Below are 16,055 nucleotides of genomic sequence, written 5' to 3' on the forward strand. Positions count from 1 at the left end.
CTACATGTATGAATATCTCATATTCTCTGAGATTGTAAAATTAAGACTAGTGCCAGTAATTTTAAGATTATTTATTCCTGGTAATAATTCAATAAATTTCCCTGATAACATAGAAAAAGAGTCAATTCCATTTTTCTTAACCGAATATGTTTTCCCGTCTATTTCGAATGTTGTATTTCTAAAAGTACCCAGAGAAAAAGACTTCCCATTTGCTTGGAAAGTCACATTTGTTCCAGTACCATTAATAGTAAAATTGGCTCTCTGTGCTAAGGTGCCGTTATTAACAATTTCAATTGTGGTAGGACTAGTAATGGTATAAATACCCTTTCCTGTCATCCACAAGATATCACTATATATAGGAATTACATCATTTTCCCATGTGATTTCGTTTGATTTAGAAATGAAGTATTTATCTGGATCATTAGCAACAACAGTCAATTCGAATTGGTCCATTACAGCTAACATTTCGGGTGTTATTTGACTAGAAACCTTCGCTAAATAGTATTTATCCGGCTCGTAATCAAGCGTTAATTTAAACGTCTTAGGCTGTCTATAAGCATCAAATAAAAAAGCAACGAAGTTATTTTTCCTCCGCTGCCTTTCGTATCTATCACGTACAAATACTTTCAATGAAAAAGTGAATTGTTTTGCTCCAATTTGTGTTCCGAAACTTAATAAACCCGGTCTACCTGGTATAGATATTGTTTTATCACTAAATTCAGGCGTAGAAGGATGAACATGTCCAAATTCTTCGATTAGACCAAAGTCTTGAAAAGTATAATTATCTAATTTAGTTGGCAATGATCACCCCTCCTCCCCTTGCTTTTTGTACGGAATAATCATGTAATCCTTTAGCTATTTTCTTAATATCTGCTTCCTCTCTAACATGGAATACAGCACCATTTAATAAGCCTTGGTTATTGATTGTTACCGATTGTGTGGATGCAGAACCATTAGTTGATAAATCCGGCATAGCTGCTTCTTGCATCGCTTGAGAAGCTTTCGAAATTTTAGCCTGTGATCGTATTAAACCTTCTTCTAATCCAGCACCAATGTTCAAGCCGATATCATCACGCATAACTCTTGATGGACTGTTAATATCAAAGAAACTTGTAAATCCGTCTTTAATACTTTGGCCTATACTAGTTACTTTATCCCACACTTGTCTTCCCATTGAACCAATACCATCAATTAAGCCTTGGATAATATTTTTACCAGTTTGAAGCAAGTCGACATTCTCAAAAAACTCTTTGATGTTATTCCAAATGCTTTTAACTGTATCCTTAATGGTATTCCAAGCGCCTTCCCAGTCACCTTGAAGCAATTTCAATACAGTTTGGATAATACCTAGCACCAAATCAATCCCTGTTTTAACGATTGATTTTATTAATTCCCAAGCTATTTTTAATATAGTTGTAATTGCCGTCCATCCAGCTTGGAATAAACCTTTAATTACAATCATGATGATTTCAATAATCCCTTTAATGTAATTCATATACATTTCAACAAGAATCATGATTGCCTGTCCGTTTTCATCCCAGAAGGCCTTTATTTTACCCAAGACTTCTCCAAAGAAGGTCATTACTTCCGTCATAATTGTACTAACCAATTCTTTGATGTAATTTAGGACATTAAAAAAGACCTCCTGAATACTCGCCCAAATCTCTTGGACTTTATTTCGGAAGTCTTCGTTATTTTGATAAAGATTAACAAATGCAGCTACCAATAATCCTATTACTGTTATGATTCCTAAAACTATCCCTGCCATTGTTAAGAAAGGAGCAATTAACGTTCCAATACCTACACCAGCAGCCGCAGCAGCAGATTGAAGCACAAAGAATATAGGTGCTAAGGCTAGTATCAACCCTGCGACAATTCCAATTGCTGTTCCTAACGCTGTAAACGTTGCTGCCAATTTAGGATTTTCAGATACCCAATTCGCAAACATAGCAATAATCGATGCAATTATTTCTAATAAAGGTTTTAAAGCCTTTGTTAGTTCTGCAAATGCTAATTGCAAACTTACTGTAGGATCTTCTTGCCATTTAGCCATATCATTATTGAGGTCTTGTACCCCTTTTCTTAAATCAACTTGTTTGCCCTCAGCTTTTAAAATGGTATCAATAATCTTTGTGCCTTGGTCTTCCCACATGGTACCAAACATTTTAGTGCCTAATTGGTTTCTATCTGTTTCATCCTTAACTCCTGCCAAAGCTTTTGTCGCTTCTAGCATAGCAACTTGCCCTTTTTCTCCACCTTTAGCTATCGCATCTCCCCAAGCCTCAAATTTATCTATTGCTATTCCAGCTGAATCAATAATTTCTCTTGTTGCTTTATCTGTACCTGAACCAAAGTCAGCCATTTGAACACGACCCTCTTTGATTCCATCTAAAAGGTTATCGATATTCCAGGATTTTGTGTCTACTCCTGCTGCCATAATTTGTTGAACTTCTTTAGCTGAGAACCCAGCTTGAATCATTTGGTCTCCATATTCGGCAATGATATCTAATTGTTCAGGAGGAAAACCAATATCAAGCAATGTTTTTACAAACCCCATTGCTTCCTCATTTGAGATTTTTAAAGTGGCAGCAATCTCATTTCCTTCTTGAATCAGTTCATTAAAATCAATTTGAGTGTTTACACCAGCAATTGTAGCTGCCATTTCTACTACAGCTTCATTCGCCTGATCAGTAGCATCTTTATTTAGCGCCCATTGCCTTCTGACACCTTCAAGAGAAGCTTCTGAATCAACACCATAAGCTTCCACAGTTCTGATTGCATCTGTAACAGCCTTTTTTGATTCCTCTGGGATATCAAAGGATATATCAATTTTCGTATCTAGGTTAGTGGTTTCCAGTGCCTTTTCAATAGCACCGCTTATTCCGTCACCAGCAACTAATGCCCCTGCTACGTTTTCTATTCCGTAATCAAGTTCCTCTAATGCATTTACTGTTTCTCCAGACTGATCTTCAATCCTTTGTAGCTCTCTTCTGACTTCCTGAAGAGAATTGCCATCATCCACAGACCTTAAAGTCCTAGTCAATCTGTCTACATCAACATCAGCACCAAGGGCTTCTCTTCCGATTCGTTGAATTGCTCGTTCCAAGTCTCTGCTGGTCGCTGTTCCGTTTTGAATAGACCGAACCAACCTATGCCCTATTGCATCTGCATAATCCTCAATAGACGTTTCTGTAGCATTCATAAGAGTAGCTAAATCTTTTTGACTCTGACCGACTTTATCCTGTTCAACTTGCATGTCTTGTAGGGAATTTTCGAATCGTTGAAGAGTTCGCTCTGTATCTTGTAATTCACGTTGAAACGCTCGATATTGTTCTTCTTTGATGTCTCCACGCTGAAATTGTTGTTGTACCTGTGCTTCTGCTTCTTTTAATTGATCTAATTTCTTTCGAGTGGTTTCTACAGATTCGGAAAGAATTTGTTGTTTCTGTGCTAACAGCTCTACGCTATTAGGATTAAATTTAAGGAGCTTTTCAACATCTTTTAATTCAGTAGCTAGATTTTTAGATTTCTTATTAACATCAGACAATGCACCTTCAAGACTGGTCGTATCTGCTCCTAATTCAATCGTAATTCCTTTGATTCTACTCGCCATATATTTATCTCACCTCCACTTTAGAAACTGTCATAATCAGCCTGTGTGGCTTTTCTAGTGGCAACTTTTTTCTTCTTCTTCGGATTACTCATATCAAGGTAAACATCTATATAATCAAGACACATTCCAATGGTCATATCTTCAAGATCCAATCTAGTTAACTTGCATTTATAACAAAGAGCCAGGTATGTTTCGGTATTTAATCCTTCACCGTCCACATCGCCTGACTCTTTTTCATCTATTTTTTTTTTGATTGTATGTTAGCTAAAAGCATTTCTTGCACTTCGGAAATATAATCTAAAATGGGGAAGCTCTCGAATGATTCCAGCCATTTATCTGGCTCTGGAATACTGTGATTGGCTGTCTTTGCAAACGTCCAAATGATATTATAAAAAACTTCAAAATCTAGGTTATCTAAAGTCTCATCGTCCATTTCCTCGATACTTTTCAATTTACCTAGTTTGTGAAGTTTTAAGATTTCCGCGAAAAAGTCTTTACGGAATTGCATTTTATATTTAATTGGTGTAGCTCCATTGCTTTTCAATAATACTTCTTGACCATCTACGATAATTGTCTTTTCCATTAAGCAGCACCGCCACTAGTATCTTCTTCTTTTGCCATTGAAATAGATTGTGTAGATGCTCCCTCTGCTGCTCCACCTTTTACAAATACAGTGTTGTACCAAGCGTTATAAATAGCATCTGTTGTTTTATCGCTTGTTTTCGTTTTAACAATTGGTCTACCGTCAATTTGGATTGGGCTTGCAACGTAAGTTAATTCATTTGCGTTCGGTTCTACTGTATCTGTCTTTGTGGAAGAAGAAACTGTTGGTCTGTTGGCTGTACAATTGTACATAACATGACGAGTAGCTTTTTGGTCTCCATCAAATTCAAAAAGTAATGCAAAAGGCTTTGGTTTTGCATCTGCATATTCAGCTAATACACCGTCTGTTTCATCTATTTCCTCACCTAGACAATCTACAGCAAATGATTCCGGGATATTCGCAATACTTAATGTACCTTCATAACCTTGGTTATTTGGAGCACTGTAATAAAGCATGTCATCCGCATAAAATTCAATCATATCTCCTCTTGGCTCATTGGACATTTCAACTGCTCCTGGAATAGGTTTAGGAGTTCCAAAAGTAACAACCCCTGCTTCAACTGTATAAGGAGCATAATGTACGTTTTTCAAACCAAATACTACTTTATTTTCTGCCATTCTAAATCAACCTCACTTCGTATATTCTTTGAAATAAATTTTCGGAACTTATGAATACTTCATCTGGCTGGTAAGGTATTTCATTTTCGTCTAATAACGATTCAAGAATCCCCTCTGCTACCAAATCCTTTTTGTTTGTATAAAGTTCAATTGTTACATCACTTATTTTGTGATATGTCTTATTATCAGCAAGTAAATTAGGATTTCCGTCCACAAGATAACAAATGTAAGGAACGCTTGGAGCACCATTATTAAAATGAGAATAAGCCACAGGATATCCAGTTTGATCTAGTAACTTCTTCAATTCAACTAGTGTCATGATGATTCGATATCCCTTTCAACACGCTTGATATATTCATCCACAACCTTTTCTTCCACAGGTGCAATATGAACTTGTGGCGGGGTCCTGCCACCGTCTCTATTCGCATGTCCTTTTTCAAGTAAATGAGTTAGCTGATAATCAGTAGCATTGTGGACGATAACCTTATCCTTTTCTTTCTTCATTTTCCAACCCTTACGATAATCACCTGTTAACTCTGGACTGTTCGCCTTCAATTCCTTTACAGCTTCTTTTCCTAATTCTTCTTGATTATCCTTAACTTTTTCCGCAACTTCGTTCGTATAGATGTTTAACTGTCTCATGATTTCATTCTGTAATTGATTAATTCTAACCACCAGTTCTCACCTCACAATAAAGTTCTGTGAAGCCATCAGACCTCATATAAGACCGATAGACTGAATACTTCATAGTTTGATAATCAACTTTTTTTTCATTGTCATATTCGTCTGAATCAACGACTAAAGTTATTTGTGGTTTATGGTCCAACTGTCCTGCAGCTAGAAACTCCGCTCTACTTACACTCAATTTAGAACAGAATATTTGTCTAGGAATCTCCGTTTCTATATCCTGTCCTAATTCATCTTGAGTGGCGGTTACGCTAATAAGGACACAAACATCATCTAAGGAGATATTATCCTTGTTCCCCAAACTAGCTTTCAATGATGGCATCTGTAGTCCCCGCCTTCTTAATTAATCGGTTATGAATCTTAAATTGTATACTTCTAGACAATGGAATATTTACATGTCTATTTCGATAATTCCAAGCTGAATATTCAACTACTAACATTTGATCTTCAACTGATTCGAGATCTAAAGTTACTCCCATTGTCTCGATTTCTTTACATGTGCTTTCTATGACATTAGAAAAATAGGCATCTCTCAAATTATGAGTGATGCCCAAGTCTAATTTTAATAATGATAAGATAGTTTCCTTAACTGAATCATTCATCTTCTTCAACCACTTTGATTAAGGGGGTTTTAAGCTTGTTTGCAGAACTAGATAATTCTTCAACTCGCTCATTTTTCACTCTCCCCTTTCTCGGATATTTGTCTCCGACACGATAAATGTGGTTTTTATCTTGTAAATCTGTGAAATCTTTAATTACTACGTATTTCATTTGCTTCACCCTTTCTGTGGATTAAGCTCCTGCTGGTTCAGTTGTAGCTGGTGTATATGTGATGTAATATCCTGCTGCACTATCAACCTTTTGAACATCAAAGCGAACATAACCAGCAAGCAATTGTCCGTAGATATCATTGTCAATCCATTTTACAGAAGCTTGTTTACGATTAAATAGAGTACAGAATTCCTTAGCGTCTCCAACAAATCCTACAAGATCGCCTTCTGCTTCTCCGATAATGTCATCATCCAAGACAACAACCTCTCTTCCTTTGATTCGTTTACCAGAAGCAACAGTGATGTCATCTTGTAATAAATAACGGCCATTCCCATCTTTCAATAAGTCTAACTCGTTGAATAGGGAAGCAGATACATAGAATTTCACTGTGTAAACTTGTTTAAAGCCAGTGTTTAGCAATGTAACAATTCCATCTAAACCAGTAACTGCTTTTGGTGTAGCAGATTTAAAGATTTCTGCAATTTGTTCATTCTTCGTATTTAAGTCTTGGTCACGAATATCTTCTGCGATTAATCCTGTGATATCATAATCAGCATCATCAATTGCTTCTTGAGATACAGGGATATAACCACGATATGTTTCAATATCATAGTTAACTTCTGTGAAAGTAGGGTGCGCTAACTCTGGATTCTTAGCAAGTTCTGCAACAGAGTTCATTTTCCCATTTGATTTGTGGATGACAGGATATTTACCTGAACCTCGGTTAACTGGAACTGTACGAACATATTTAGTTAAGTCTACAACGTCAACGAGTTCTTTTTTAGGTGGTAATAATTCTTCAGGAATTAAAGCTCCACCTTCCACAGATGTAAAGCCTGCACGCTCTTTTAATGATCCTTTAGAACGAACATATTCGTTAATTGCTTCTCTTGTTTCTACATTTGCTGGCATATTCCTTTTCCCCCCTGCATTTGGCTTTTTACGGTTAGATGCTTCTAATTGTTTTTCTAACTCTTCGATTTCTTCTTCCAAAGTTGATTTTTCTTCTTCTGCTGACTCAATAGCATCATCATTTTCTTTTACGCTGCCTTCAATTGCTGTTAAGTCTTCCTCTGACTCAACTCCATCAATGGAAGCAGATAGCTCATCACGCTTCGCCAGCAATTCTGTGATTTTGTCCTCAACGTTTTTTAATGAACTTCTTTTTAAATTTAACTTTGCTCCGATTACTACTGGATTAGCCACGTTTCATCTTCTCCTTTAATTGAGCTTTTCTTTGCTCGAGTTTTTGTTTTTTAATTGCTTCAACATCTTTTTGTCTTGCTGCTACTGCTGTTTGTGGATATGCAGGGAAGGCAGTAATTGATACTTCCATTGTATCTGCTTCTCTTACAATCCATTTGACTGTGCCATCTTCTCGATATTCAACATCCTCTTTGAGTGGCATGAAACCGAAAGAACAACCTCTCACCTTTCCAGTTTGCACCTTACGATATGCGCTCTTTGCAAAAGGATCTTCTAAATCAATCTTGGCACGCCCCCATAAGCCATGAGAATCCGTTTTAAGTTCTAATGTTTGACTTCCTATGCTGCCTAAAACTACTCTTGTATCGTGATTATCTAGGCACATAATGTCGTTGTTTCGTAAGCTGTTATCAAATGCGCCTGGTGCAATTTCTTCAAATGCTCCCGGCCATAATTCTGTTTCTTGATTGAATACAGCAAAATAACCTTCTATAAATGCTTCTCCGTTTTCTGCATCACGAGTTTTTAACTCGGATTGAAAAACCATTAGGCGCTTCTCCATTTATTCATCACCACCTTTCAATTTACTTTGCTGACCGATAGATGCAGCAGGAATGTAGTTTTCTAAGATGATTAACTCATTCATTTCGCTATCAGGGTCTAAACCAATCCAATCACGTATTTCATTTCTTCTCATTGCGTTACGGTCCACAAGTTGAACACCTGCTGTAACCATTTCAGTAAGATCGTAAGAATATAAACTTCGTGGATTTAATCTAAAGAACCAATTTGGTGAATACAATAAATCTCTTGTTAATGTTTGCGATATTATCTGACCTATTGAATAGATTCTTGTATTAACAAAGTTGTTGTATTCTTCTTTATTAAAGGTTCCAACCCCAAGAAAAAAAGCCGGCACTCCAATGAGTCCAGCTACCGTTTTTTTATCCAGTTCTACACCTTCCACAATTGCTATGTCTTTCAAGGACAATGGTTTTACTTGCTCCACTTTGATTAAGTCAGCAGGAATAATCCATGGTTTCCCACCCTCTGTTTCATCAAAGTATTTGGCCATTACATTATCTCTGCCCTCTTTACTTGATAACTCTTCTGTTAGAGCATCCACAGAAATGATTAGAGAAGGCATATATTTACCACTCATAAAGTTATTTTTTGTGGCCGTTGCTTGATTTAAGTTCTTTACGATTTCCCTTAAAGGTACTCGATAACCAGTTCCTTTGTATGGATAATTTGGATCCGGATTAATTGCAAAATGTAAAACTTCATCAGGAGTATAAACCTTGCCATTATAATTAATCAGATATCCTTCGTTTGTATCTTCAAATGATACAGCAGGCATTTGAAAAGGAGTTAAGTCACTAATAAAAGTTGTCTCCGGGTCCACTCCAATATGAACAACAGAATTTCCATCACCGAATAATAAAAGATCTCGTACTATTTTATAAATCCACCCTTTGCGAGTCATATTCTTATAAGGTTCAATATCTATTTTTCTAGATAATTGGTTACGGACTCTTTTGTCTCCTTCTTCTGTATTCTCCATAAGGTGAATTGTCATGTTAGAAACAAGGTCGGCTATCTTATCCACTGCGATGAGTACGTCGGGATTATCCGATAAACGTGTATATCCTACTGTTTCAACATTTCCAAATCCTAAAGTAATTGACTTGGCTAAATCTTCTTCTAAAGAACGTTTTTTCTTTTTTCGATTCCAAAAAGCCATTTACACACCCCCTTTCTTAGTTGTTTAACCAACTTGATGCATCAGAAGCTCTAGTCATATCCTCAAGCATTTGAATAGAACCGAAGACGGCAGCATCAAAAATATCAATACGTTGATTAGGCATAACCTTTTCGTACTGAATCATATCGTCTGTTTTTTCAATAGCTGCTACATTTTGAACGCAATACTCAAAAGCTTGTGAATGGAGATAATAAAACTTTCCATCCTTCGCTTTTTTCTCAATTCTTCTGAATCCCTCTGACTTCTTGTAAAAATACTGTGGCTGGTCAACCATCTTAAAGCCTTTCTTTTTCATTTCTAAAAAGAACTCCCTAGAAAACTTACGGTCAAATCCAACCTTCTTAATCTTGAATCCAATCTTTTTCATGTCCACAAACCAATTCACAATATCTGAATGGTTAACAGTTGGCGTGTTACACATATCTAACCAACCATCGTCCTTCCAGCCAAACAGCGGAATATTATCTTCTTCTGCTTTTTGAGTAGCTGCAACTATCGGAAACCAAGCATGAGTAATTGTTATATCGATATCCTTGTACCTTCCATACAATGCGGCAGCAGTTAAGTCATGCATTTTAGATAAGTCAGCGCCCCCATACCAATCAATATTCAATTTAAGTAGATCTTTTATTGTCCATGTATAGTTACGGTCGGATACCTTAAATTCATCTAAATTGAAGTACGCTCTTAATGCAGAAGTAAAGATATTCAATGACTTAGCTAAAAAGTCTTTTCTTTGCTGTGGATCATTCTGAGCCTGTAGAGCATCATTCATAATATCGTTTGGTCTTATAGAAACTCCATACGCTGGATTAGCTTTCTCATGCTCTATGGGATTGGTGTAATCCACATTACCTTTTTCATCTTCATCTGCTTTGGCAATAAAAACAAAGTAAGCCTCATCCTTTATGGTTCCATCTAAAATCTTCTTACAATACTGCAATCTTTGATAACAAAAGCTAGTCATATCATCACCAGCAGTTGTTATACCTATCATCAATTTGTTTGTATAAGCCTTCATAGCTTCTTTGATGATGTTATATTGCTTTGGTGTTTTATAAGCATGCAATTCGTCTGCGATAGCGATATTACAGTTTAAAGAATCCTGTTTATCCGGGTTAGCTGCTAATGCTTGAATATAGAGAGAACCATCTTCAAAGTTGCCTGCGATGGAGTGTTCCTGGTTGTTGTCGATGACGCGGAAGTTGTCTTTCTCTCCCATTTGCCCAAGATTAAAGTTTATAAAATTGAAGCTTTCAAGTGATTGTTTTAATGCGGCAGCTACAATATAAACCTTTGAACCACTTCGTCTATTTAATAATCCCAACGCCCATGCTAATCCTGCAGCAAAAGATGTTTTTATATTTTTACGAGGCAAGTAAATGAACGCTTCTTTAAAACGTCTTTCCTTTGTTCCTTTATGATAAAAACCTAATAAGTTATAAACTTGGTATTTATGAAATGGTTCCAATAAAAAAGGCGTGCCACGTAATGGAGTACCATCTAACGATTCTCCTTGGGCATGCACAAATGTTTTCTCTATTATGCCAATTACAAACTCGGCATCTTTTGGGTTAAAATCATATTCAGGATTTTCTAAATCTCTAAAAAATCTTTCGCAACCTTGAATCTGTTCTTTGTTAGCAAGCTTCTTGCCCTCCACAATGCTTCGAGCATAATTCATTACTAAATCATAATTCTCAAAGCTCATGAACTATCACTCAAAATTAATTGTAATTTAGATTTAGGCTTGCTTTTCGTCTCTTCTTTCCGTTTCGGAACATCTGGTTTCTTTAAACTTTGGAACGTTTTTGGATTAATACAAAGAATATTTGAATAGGTTGCAATGTCTTTTCTTAATGTTTCCATAGCAGAATATACTGGAGTTTTACGATCATTTGTGGCACCAGCTTTGTTTGTATACTCCTCCGTAATCTGATATCCGGATTCCTCAAACGTTTTTTCAAAAGCCTGGTACTGTGCTAACATCCCAGCGTAGACATCAATTGTCTGATCATACTCTTCTTTATAAACTCCTAAATGCTGCATGTGTTTTATGGTCTGATTTTTCAATTGTTTCTTTGTCATTAACTTAGCCAAGATGTGTTCACACCCCCTTTCTGTTTTGAAAAAGTCGCTCTATTGGAAAAAGTTCCTCTCCTCGGTCTCCATGGACCCAAATTAAAAAGGATTAAGTGGGGGGGATACCATCGTGTCGTAAATTCTCACCTTATCCACCCAATATAATCCTAATGTTGTTAATTCATCTGTTATTCGATTGTGCATCTTATCATGACATGTCTTGCATAGGCTTAGTAAGTTCCAACTGGTTAATCTTAACTCTGGTCTGTCCTTCAATGGATTGATATGGTGAACGGTTGTAGCTTCTGTAGTCTTGCCATATCGTTTACATTCACGACAGCAGTAACCATCACGCTTGAGTATTCGTTTGCGTTTGTTCTTCCATGGTGTTGTTACATAGAAGTTAGACATCTAACTCATTCCAAATATCGTTGTACTCAATGTTTTTTATGCAAGCACCCTCGCCCTTACCTTCCACATGAACTAACTTGATATGAGGTAAACGTCTGCCGTTCTCATCGTTTGTCAGCCAATCCATAGAGATATTAATTATTCCTTTTATCTCTTCACCTTTATGAAACACCTTTGGTACTCCACTGTATTTATCTAAGGTTATTTGCAGAAACGGTTGTTCATCTTCTCTAGGCAATTCAATAGTAATTCCTTTTATTTTCTTACTTTCTTTACGCTCATACTCTTCAGCAAGACTTAATACTGTTTTTACTTGGTCTGGTGTAAGTTCGATACAATCCTCATAATTTCTTCCCACAATATGCTCTCTTATGAAAGCAAGCTTACTCCAATCAACAGCACCATCTAACAAAGGCTTCTTTTCTGTTACTGGTCTATCCGGTCTGTTTGTCATACTTGGTTTATCCATATCCCTCACCCTTTCATTTGGTTTAATCCTTGCAGAAGGAAAATCTTTGCTATGCATCATAATCACCCTTCTTTCTCCAAAATAAAAAGCACTCACAACATTGTGAATGCTCTTAACGCTTATAAATATTTTTTTAATTTTTCTGGGTCTGACACGTGCACCCAAGGAAAATCATTGTTTAAACTATCTATCCCTGGAGTGATTATTCTTCCGTATAAAAAGTCATAAAACACTTCATTTATTAAAAGTGCATCTTTATTCGAGATTCGTTCTTCCCAAGTTTTAGTATAATACTGATTACCTATGCTTTGTTTCCCGATTACTCCTTGTTCTCTAAGTTTATCTTCGACAACATTTCTTATAGCAGCAATTTGAGTTTTCGGATTTGATTCAAGATGTTTTGCAATAATATACTCTACTTCATTTTTAGACAATGCCACATTACCACCCCCTCCCCTTAATTATCAGAGAAAGGAAATAAATGGACAAATACTATTGTTCGACATTTAATGACAATTCATTCCTTTGTTAACTTTTCGTTAATCATTTTATTTAAAAAATATCCTTGAAAGTAATTTAAGTTACTAGAATAATAAATAAAATTAATTAAGACAACAATTGCAATTATTAGTTGAATTATATTAAATGCAATTAAAGATAAAGGCATCTCTGTAACATGACCAAATTTATGAATAGCTAAAGAAAGAGTTAATATCAAGATAAAAAAATGACTGCAAACTATAGTTCCTAATCCGTGTATCGTAGACAATAAATACCGATACCTTTCGACTATATAATTCCGAATTGATTCATTTTCAATATTTAATAGCTCCCTATGCCAAACTGATTCCAAGTAAAAATAGTCTTTTTTATTATTTTTTCCCCAATTTCTTGGTTTTTGAAATCCATCTAACATCTTAACCGTCGGATCAAATCCCCTCTTGTTAACAGTTATCCAATTGATAAAGAAATATAAGTGATGAATAATGTAACCAATAACTACACCAGATACACTTAATGAAATAAATATCCCTATCAACTTATCGAATCTATTTACTTCTAGAAATTTATTTATGAAACTATAATCAGCAAATAGAAAATATAAAAACAACCAAAAAATAAACATCCATCCTGGAATTCCCCATCTAATTAAATACTTTGTATCGAAATTCATTATTCAACCTCCTGCTAAAAGTAATTCTACACAGAAAGTTAAATACCTTTCTATTTCCTCCTAATCGCCCCATTATGCCGTTTATAAGTATCCCTGTTAGTACCCATTAATTCACGTAAATCATGCTTAGATAATTTCTCTTTTCTAACTTTATTTAATTTCTCTTTGCTGTCAGTTCGTAGATGATTTTCAAGTTTCATAATCACCACATCCTATAATAGTGTTCAGACTTACAGAAATAGCCTAAATTTTGTTTTTAATAACTCACTAGAGTATTTGTTCATTAAAACAGAAAAACGCTCCTATGAGTCTAGGAACGTTTCTTTTGAATATTTTCTTGATAATATAAATTTAACACGGATAATACCTAATATCTTAAAGTACTGTTAAACTTTTTTTAAATTTTTTTTATATTTTATTAATTATTTGGCTCTACATGAACGTGTACATCATAAACTCCATAATCGTCCCTTAAAGTACGTTCGATAATATCAGCTATATCATGTGCTTTTCTTATGTCCAATGTTGATTTTACAAGAACTTCAACATCAATAACTTCATTGTTCCCATAATTCCTTCCTTTAATTTCTTTAATTCCTTTTACTCCTTCTATATTCATTATTGCTTCCTGGTAAGTCATTATCTTATCCTCATCAAATCCATCAGAAAGTTCATGAGTAGCTTCTTTAAATATCCCCAAAGCAGTTTTGCATATTAAAATCCCCACAATAAATGCAGTAACTGAATCTAACCATGGCATATTCATCTGAGATCCAAAAATTCCTATTGCAGTTCCTATACTCACCCAGGCATCAGAAATATTATCTTTGGCAGCAGACATAACAGCTGTACTTTTTATTCTTAATGCTAGTTTTTTATTATAACGATAAACATAGTACATAACTATTGCAGAGATCAACCCGACATAAGCTGCAACAATGTCGGGTGATTCACTCTCACCTCTAAATAAAGACGTAGTAGCTTCAAATAATACTTGTAAACCAACTACCATCATAATAAAAGAAGCTACCATTGAAGCAATGCCTTCACTCTTCCAATGTCCATATTTGTGATTACTATCTGGTGGTCTTTGAGCTAATCTTAAGCCTATTAATACAGCAATTGACGCTATAATATCAGTAGTGTTGTTTAGTCCATCAGCTTTTAGAGCAGCAGAATTACTAATATACCCTACTACTAATTTAAATATTGAAAGGACTATATAAGCAATAATACTTATAATCGCTCCACGTTCACCTAGTTTTAAATTTTTATACTTTTGTTCTTCCATACAATCCACCCCTTGCCAACATAAATCTAATATTAACAAGTAAAATTCGAGTGGGTCTACAGAAACCTTTTTGTCCATTTTTATAAAAAATTGATTAAGTTAACTAAGTTGGTAAAGGTGAAATTTCTTACTTAGGGACAATTATCTAGTAATAGCTACATTAAGGTTTAAAGCTAATCGATAAAATGCTTTCCATCGGATTTTGTTATATGTCACATGGCTTATTGGTGGTTGAAATTTAAAACAATATACATTGTAATCCGTTATATATTCAGATTCATTGGTCATGTACCTTTCTTCAATCAAGAATCTCTCCATCTTAGGCAACCTTGCTACAGCTCTTTCTACTCGATTGATGAAGTTTTGTCGATATGCTTGTTGATCTACGTTATATGTAGCAATATTGGAAGTCTGGTCGCTTGTCTGATTAGTTGGTCCATGGTATCTGAGTTCTGAACTTGCAGTAATACTCGCTTCTCTTTCTTCAAATTCTAGATACTTGAATAATCGATATTTTTCTAGTTCGCCTTCCACAGCCTGCTGCGTTAATTTTCTATCTATCTCAGGAAGCACAAAAGACATTTGTTTCAAGACGACTTCCCCCCATAAAAATAATCAATGAACAAAAAATTGTATTTACTTTATTTATTGTCATTCAAAAAAGATCGATTCAATCTACTATCGATATTTTTTTCTCATCATCAGAGAAAGTCCAATGCTAAAGATTGCTATATAATTCGAAAACTGGGAATAAGCTTCTTCAGGATTAGCAAAAAGATCATTAATTAATAACGGTAATCCAATCGCTACTGGTATTGAACCAACTACAAAAGCATATTGAATAACTTTAAACACAATCTTAGTTTTGTTTAGCTGATTAAATGAGGTCTCTTCACCTTCTCTAAGGGGTATCGCAAAATAATCAGATAATGCTAAACAGAAACCAAATATAGTTAATCCAAGGATTATGCTTGAATCTATACTAAAAATTAATCCGCACATTGCAGCACCAACAAAACCAATTCCTAATAAAAACACAAAATTATCATTTTTCAACGTTTCTTCCCCTTTATTCCTTTAAATCTTTCGGTACTTCTACTAAAGGTATTCTTACTTTACTAGGTAACACGGTAATATCTATCTACTGATTATAACAACTGTTATGAATATTGTACTATTAAATAATATTTCACTCTAGGTTTTTAAGCTAAACTAAAACAGTGTTTCTTGAAACTCACCATGTTTTGCAGCAACTGAATTAATCCAAATGACTTTTTCTCTACTAGCACCTGCATCTTCCCCTAACATCTGAATCCCAAATACATAATCAAAAATATAGATACTTGACCGGCCCAAAAACTGGAG

At 35.2% G+C, this 16,055-nt stretch carries 21 protein-coding genes; all 21 read right to left on the reverse strand.

The features are described from left to right. The 21 genes from MHH96_RS20960 to MHH96_RS21060 all read right to left on the reverse strand — a co-directional run bounded on the left by MHH96_RS20960 (nt 1) and on the right by MHH96_RS21060 (nt 15,746). Nucleotides 1-801 (reverse strand): distal tail protein Dit, encoded by an 801-nt coding sequence (locus tag MHH96_RS20960; RefSeq protein ID WP_341117946.1) that lies wholly within the window; start codon nt 799-801, stop codon nt 1-3. Then, nucleotides 791-3,613 carry a hypothetical protein gene (locus MHH96_RS20965; RefSeq protein WP_341117948.1) on the reverse strand — a complete coding sequence of 941 codons (2,823 nt, stop codon included), beginning with the start codon at nt 3,611-3,613 and terminating at the stop codon, nt 791-793. Before MHH96_RS20965 ends, MHH96_RS20960 begins: the two co-directional genes overlap by 11 nt. Nucleotides 3,614-3,851: 238 nt before the next feature. Next, nucleotides 3,852-4,196, reverse strand: coding sequence for a hypothetical protein (locus MHH96_RS20970; RefSeq protein ID WP_249878221.1), 345 nt, complete (start codon nt 4,194-4,196; stop codon nt 3,852-3,854). Beyond that, complete coding sequence (locus MHH96_RS20975; RefSeq protein WP_341117951.1) at nt 4,196-4,834, reverse strand: major tail protein; 639 nt, start codon at nt 4,832-4,834, stop codon at nt 4,196-4,198. Before MHH96_RS20975 ends, MHH96_RS20970 begins: the two co-directional genes overlap by 1 nt. Nucleotide 4,835: 1 nt before the next feature. Further along, the gene (locus MHH96_RS20980; protein WP_224428271.1) at nt 4,836-5,153 is read right to left on the reverse strand and encodes a hypothetical protein; all 318 of its coding nucleotides are present in this window, start codon (nt 5,151-5,153) and stop codon (nt 4,836-4,838) included. Next, the gene (locus tag MHH96_RS20985) at nt 5,150-5,509 is read right to left on the reverse strand and encodes an HK97 gp10 family phage protein (RefSeq protein ID WP_341117952.1); all 360 of its coding nucleotides are present in this window, start codon (nt 5,507-5,509) and stop codon (nt 5,150-5,152) included. Before MHH96_RS20985 ends, MHH96_RS20980 begins: the two co-directional genes overlap by 4 nt. Then, nucleotides 5,502-5,843, reverse strand: a complete 342-nt coding sequence (locus MHH96_RS20990; protein ID WP_171509741.1) for a phage head closure protein — start codon at nt 5,841-5,843, stop codon at nt 5,502-5,504. The genes MHH96_RS20985 and MHH96_RS20990 overlap by 8 nt, the downstream gene beginning before the upstream one ends. After that, a complete protein-coding gene (locus tag MHH96_RS20995) occupies nt 5,824-6,123 on the reverse strand; it encodes a hypothetical protein (RefSeq protein WP_171509742.1) in 300 nt (99 codons plus the stop codon). Before MHH96_RS20995 ends, MHH96_RS20990 begins: the two co-directional genes overlap by 20 nt. Further along, entirely contained in the window at nt 6,116-6,292 is a 177-nt protein-coding gene (locus tag MHH96_RS21000; protein ID WP_171509743.1) for a hypothetical protein, read from the reverse strand. The genes MHH96_RS20995 and MHH96_RS21000 overlap by 8 nt, the downstream gene beginning before the upstream one ends. A 21-nt stretch (nt 6,293-6,313) precedes the next feature. Beyond that, the gene (locus MHH96_RS21005; protein WP_341117954.1) at nt 6,314-7,498 is read right to left on the reverse strand and encodes a phage major capsid protein; all 1,185 of its coding nucleotides are present in this window, start codon (nt 7,496-7,498) and stop codon (nt 6,314-6,316) included. Next, nucleotides 7,491-8,045, reverse strand: a complete 555-nt coding sequence (locus tag MHH96_RS21010; protein WP_341117955.1) for an HK97 family phage prohead protease — start codon at nt 8,043-8,045, stop codon at nt 7,491-7,493. Before MHH96_RS21010 ends, MHH96_RS21005 begins: the two co-directional genes overlap by 8 nt. A gap of 15 nt (nt 8,046-8,060) precedes the next feature. After that, the gene (locus tag MHH96_RS21015) at nt 8,061-9,242 is read right to left on the reverse strand and encodes a phage portal protein (RefSeq protein WP_341117956.1); all 1,182 of its coding nucleotides are present in this window, start codon (nt 9,240-9,242) and stop codon (nt 8,061-8,063) included. Between the two features lie 16 nt (nt 9,243-9,258). Continuing rightward, nucleotides 9,259-10,974 carry a terminase large subunit gene (locus tag MHH96_RS21020; RefSeq protein WP_341117957.1) on the reverse strand — a complete coding sequence of 572 codons (1,716 nt, stop codon included), beginning with the start codon at nt 10,972-10,974 and terminating at the stop codon, nt 9,259-9,261. Next, the gene (locus MHH96_RS21025) at nt 10,971-11,363 is read right to left on the reverse strand and encodes a P27 family phage terminase small subunit (RefSeq protein ID WP_249878212.1); all 393 of its coding nucleotides are present in this window, start codon (nt 11,361-11,363) and stop codon (nt 10,971-10,973) included. Before MHH96_RS21025 ends, MHH96_RS21020 begins: the two co-directional genes overlap by 4 nt. An 81-nt stretch (nt 11,364-11,444) precedes the next feature. Then, nucleotides 11,445-11,756, reverse strand: coding sequence for an HNH endonuclease (locus MHH96_RS21030; protein WP_341117958.1), 312 nt, complete (start codon nt 11,754-11,756; stop codon nt 11,445-11,447). Further along, nucleotides 11,749-12,285 (reverse strand): hypothetical protein, encoded by a 537-nt coding sequence (locus MHH96_RS21035; protein WP_341117959.1) that lies wholly within the window; start codon nt 12,283-12,285, stop codon nt 11,749-11,751. The genes MHH96_RS21030 and MHH96_RS21035 overlap by 8 nt, the downstream gene beginning before the upstream one ends. A 59-nt stretch (nt 12,286-12,344) precedes the next feature. Beyond that, nucleotides 12,345-12,665, reverse strand: a complete 321-nt coding sequence (locus tag MHH96_RS21040) for a hypothetical protein (protein WP_341117960.1) — start codon at nt 12,663-12,665, stop codon at nt 12,345-12,347. Between the two features lie 77 nt (nt 12,666-12,742). After that, complete coding sequence (locus tag MHH96_RS21045) at nt 12,743-13,399, reverse strand: hypothetical protein (protein WP_341117961.1); 657 nt, start codon at nt 13,397-13,399, stop codon at nt 12,743-12,745. 418 nt (nt 13,400-13,817) lie between these two features. Continuing rightward, nucleotides 13,818-14,690, reverse strand: coding sequence for a cation diffusion facilitator family transporter (locus MHH96_RS21050; RefSeq protein WP_061800874.1), 873 nt, complete (start codon nt 14,688-14,690; stop codon nt 13,818-13,820). A 141-nt stretch (nt 14,691-14,831) separates the two neighbouring features. After that, complete coding sequence (locus MHH96_RS21055) at nt 14,832-15,272, reverse strand: ArpU family phage packaging/lysis transcriptional regulator (protein ID WP_341118142.1); 441 nt, start codon at nt 15,270-15,272, stop codon at nt 14,832-14,834. A gap of 96 nt (nt 15,273-15,368) precedes the next feature. Further along, nucleotides 15,369-15,746, reverse strand: coding sequence for a hypothetical protein (locus MHH96_RS21060; RefSeq protein ID WP_341117962.1), 378 nt, complete (start codon nt 15,744-15,746; stop codon nt 15,369-15,371). Nucleotides 15,747-16,055: the final 309 nt, after the last annotated feature.

The organism is Niallia sp. FSL K6-0212, from assembly GCF_038007605.1.
Taxonomy (GTDB): domain Bacteria; phylum Bacillota; class Bacilli; order Bacillales; family Cytobacillaceae; genus Niallia; species Niallia circulans.

What these genes read in the sequence shown, in the direction of transcription:
- MHH96_RS21000 (WP_171509743.1), bottom strand. Translation starts at nt 6,292, where the DNA reads ATGAAATACGTAGTAATTAAAGATTTCACAGATTTACAAGATAAAAAC.
- MHH96_RS21050 (WP_061800874.1), bottom strand. Translation starts at nt 14,690, where the DNA reads ATGGAAGAACAAAAGTATAAAAATTTAAAACTAGGTGAACGTGGAGCG.
- MHH96_RS21055 (WP_341118142.1), bottom strand. Translation starts at nt 15,272, where the DNA reads ATGTCTTTTGTGCTTCCTGAGATAGATAGAAAATTAACGCAGCAGGCT.
- MHH96_RS20965 (WP_341117948.1), bottom strand. Translation starts at nt 3,613, where the DNA reads ATGGCGAGTAGAATCAAAGGAATTACGATTGAATTAGGAGCAGATACG.
- MHH96_RS20975 (WP_341117951.1), bottom strand. Translation starts at nt 4,834, where the DNA reads ATGGCAGAAAATAAAGTAGTATTTGGTTTGAAAAACGTACATTATGCT.
- MHH96_RS21045 (WP_341117961.1), bottom strand. Translation starts at nt 13,399, where the DNA reads ATGAATTTCGATACAAAGTATTTAATTAGATGGGGAATTCCAGGATGG.
- MHH96_RS21035 (WP_341117959.1), bottom strand. Translation starts at nt 12,285, where the DNA reads ATGATGCATAGCAAAGATTTTCCTTCTGCAAGGATTAAACCAAATGAA.
- MHH96_RS21010 (WP_341117955.1), bottom strand. Translation starts at nt 8,045, where the DNA reads ATGGTTTTTCAATCCGAGTTAAAAACTCGTGATGCAGAAAACGGAGAA.
- MHH96_RS21020 (WP_341117957.1), bottom strand. Translation starts at nt 10,974, where the DNA reads ATGAGCTTTGAGAATTATGATTTAGTAATGAATTATGCTCGAAGCATT.
- MHH96_RS20995 (WP_171509742.1), bottom strand. Translation starts at nt 6,123, where the DNA reads ATGAATGATTCAGTTAAGGAAACTATCTTATCATTATTAAAATTAGAC.
- MHH96_RS20980 (WP_224428271.1), bottom strand. Translation starts at nt 5,153, where the DNA reads ATGACACTAGTTGAATTGAAGAAGTTACTAGATCAAACTGGATATCCT.
- MHH96_RS21030 (WP_341117958.1), bottom strand. Translation starts at nt 11,756, where the DNA reads ATGTCTAACTTCTATGTAACAACACCATGGAAGAACAAACGCAAACGA.
- MHH96_RS20990 (WP_171509741.1), bottom strand. Translation starts at nt 5,843, where the DNA reads ATGCCATCATTGAAAGCTAGTTTGGGGAACAAGGATAATATCTCCTTA.
- MHH96_RS21015 (WP_341117956.1), bottom strand. Translation starts at nt 9,242, where the DNA reads ATGGCTTTTTGGAATCGAAAAAAGAAAAAACGTTCTTTAGAAGAAGAT.
- MHH96_RS20970 (WP_249878221.1), bottom strand. Translation starts at nt 4,196, where the DNA reads ATGGAAAAGACAATTATCGTAGATGGTCAAGAAGTATTATTGAAAAGC.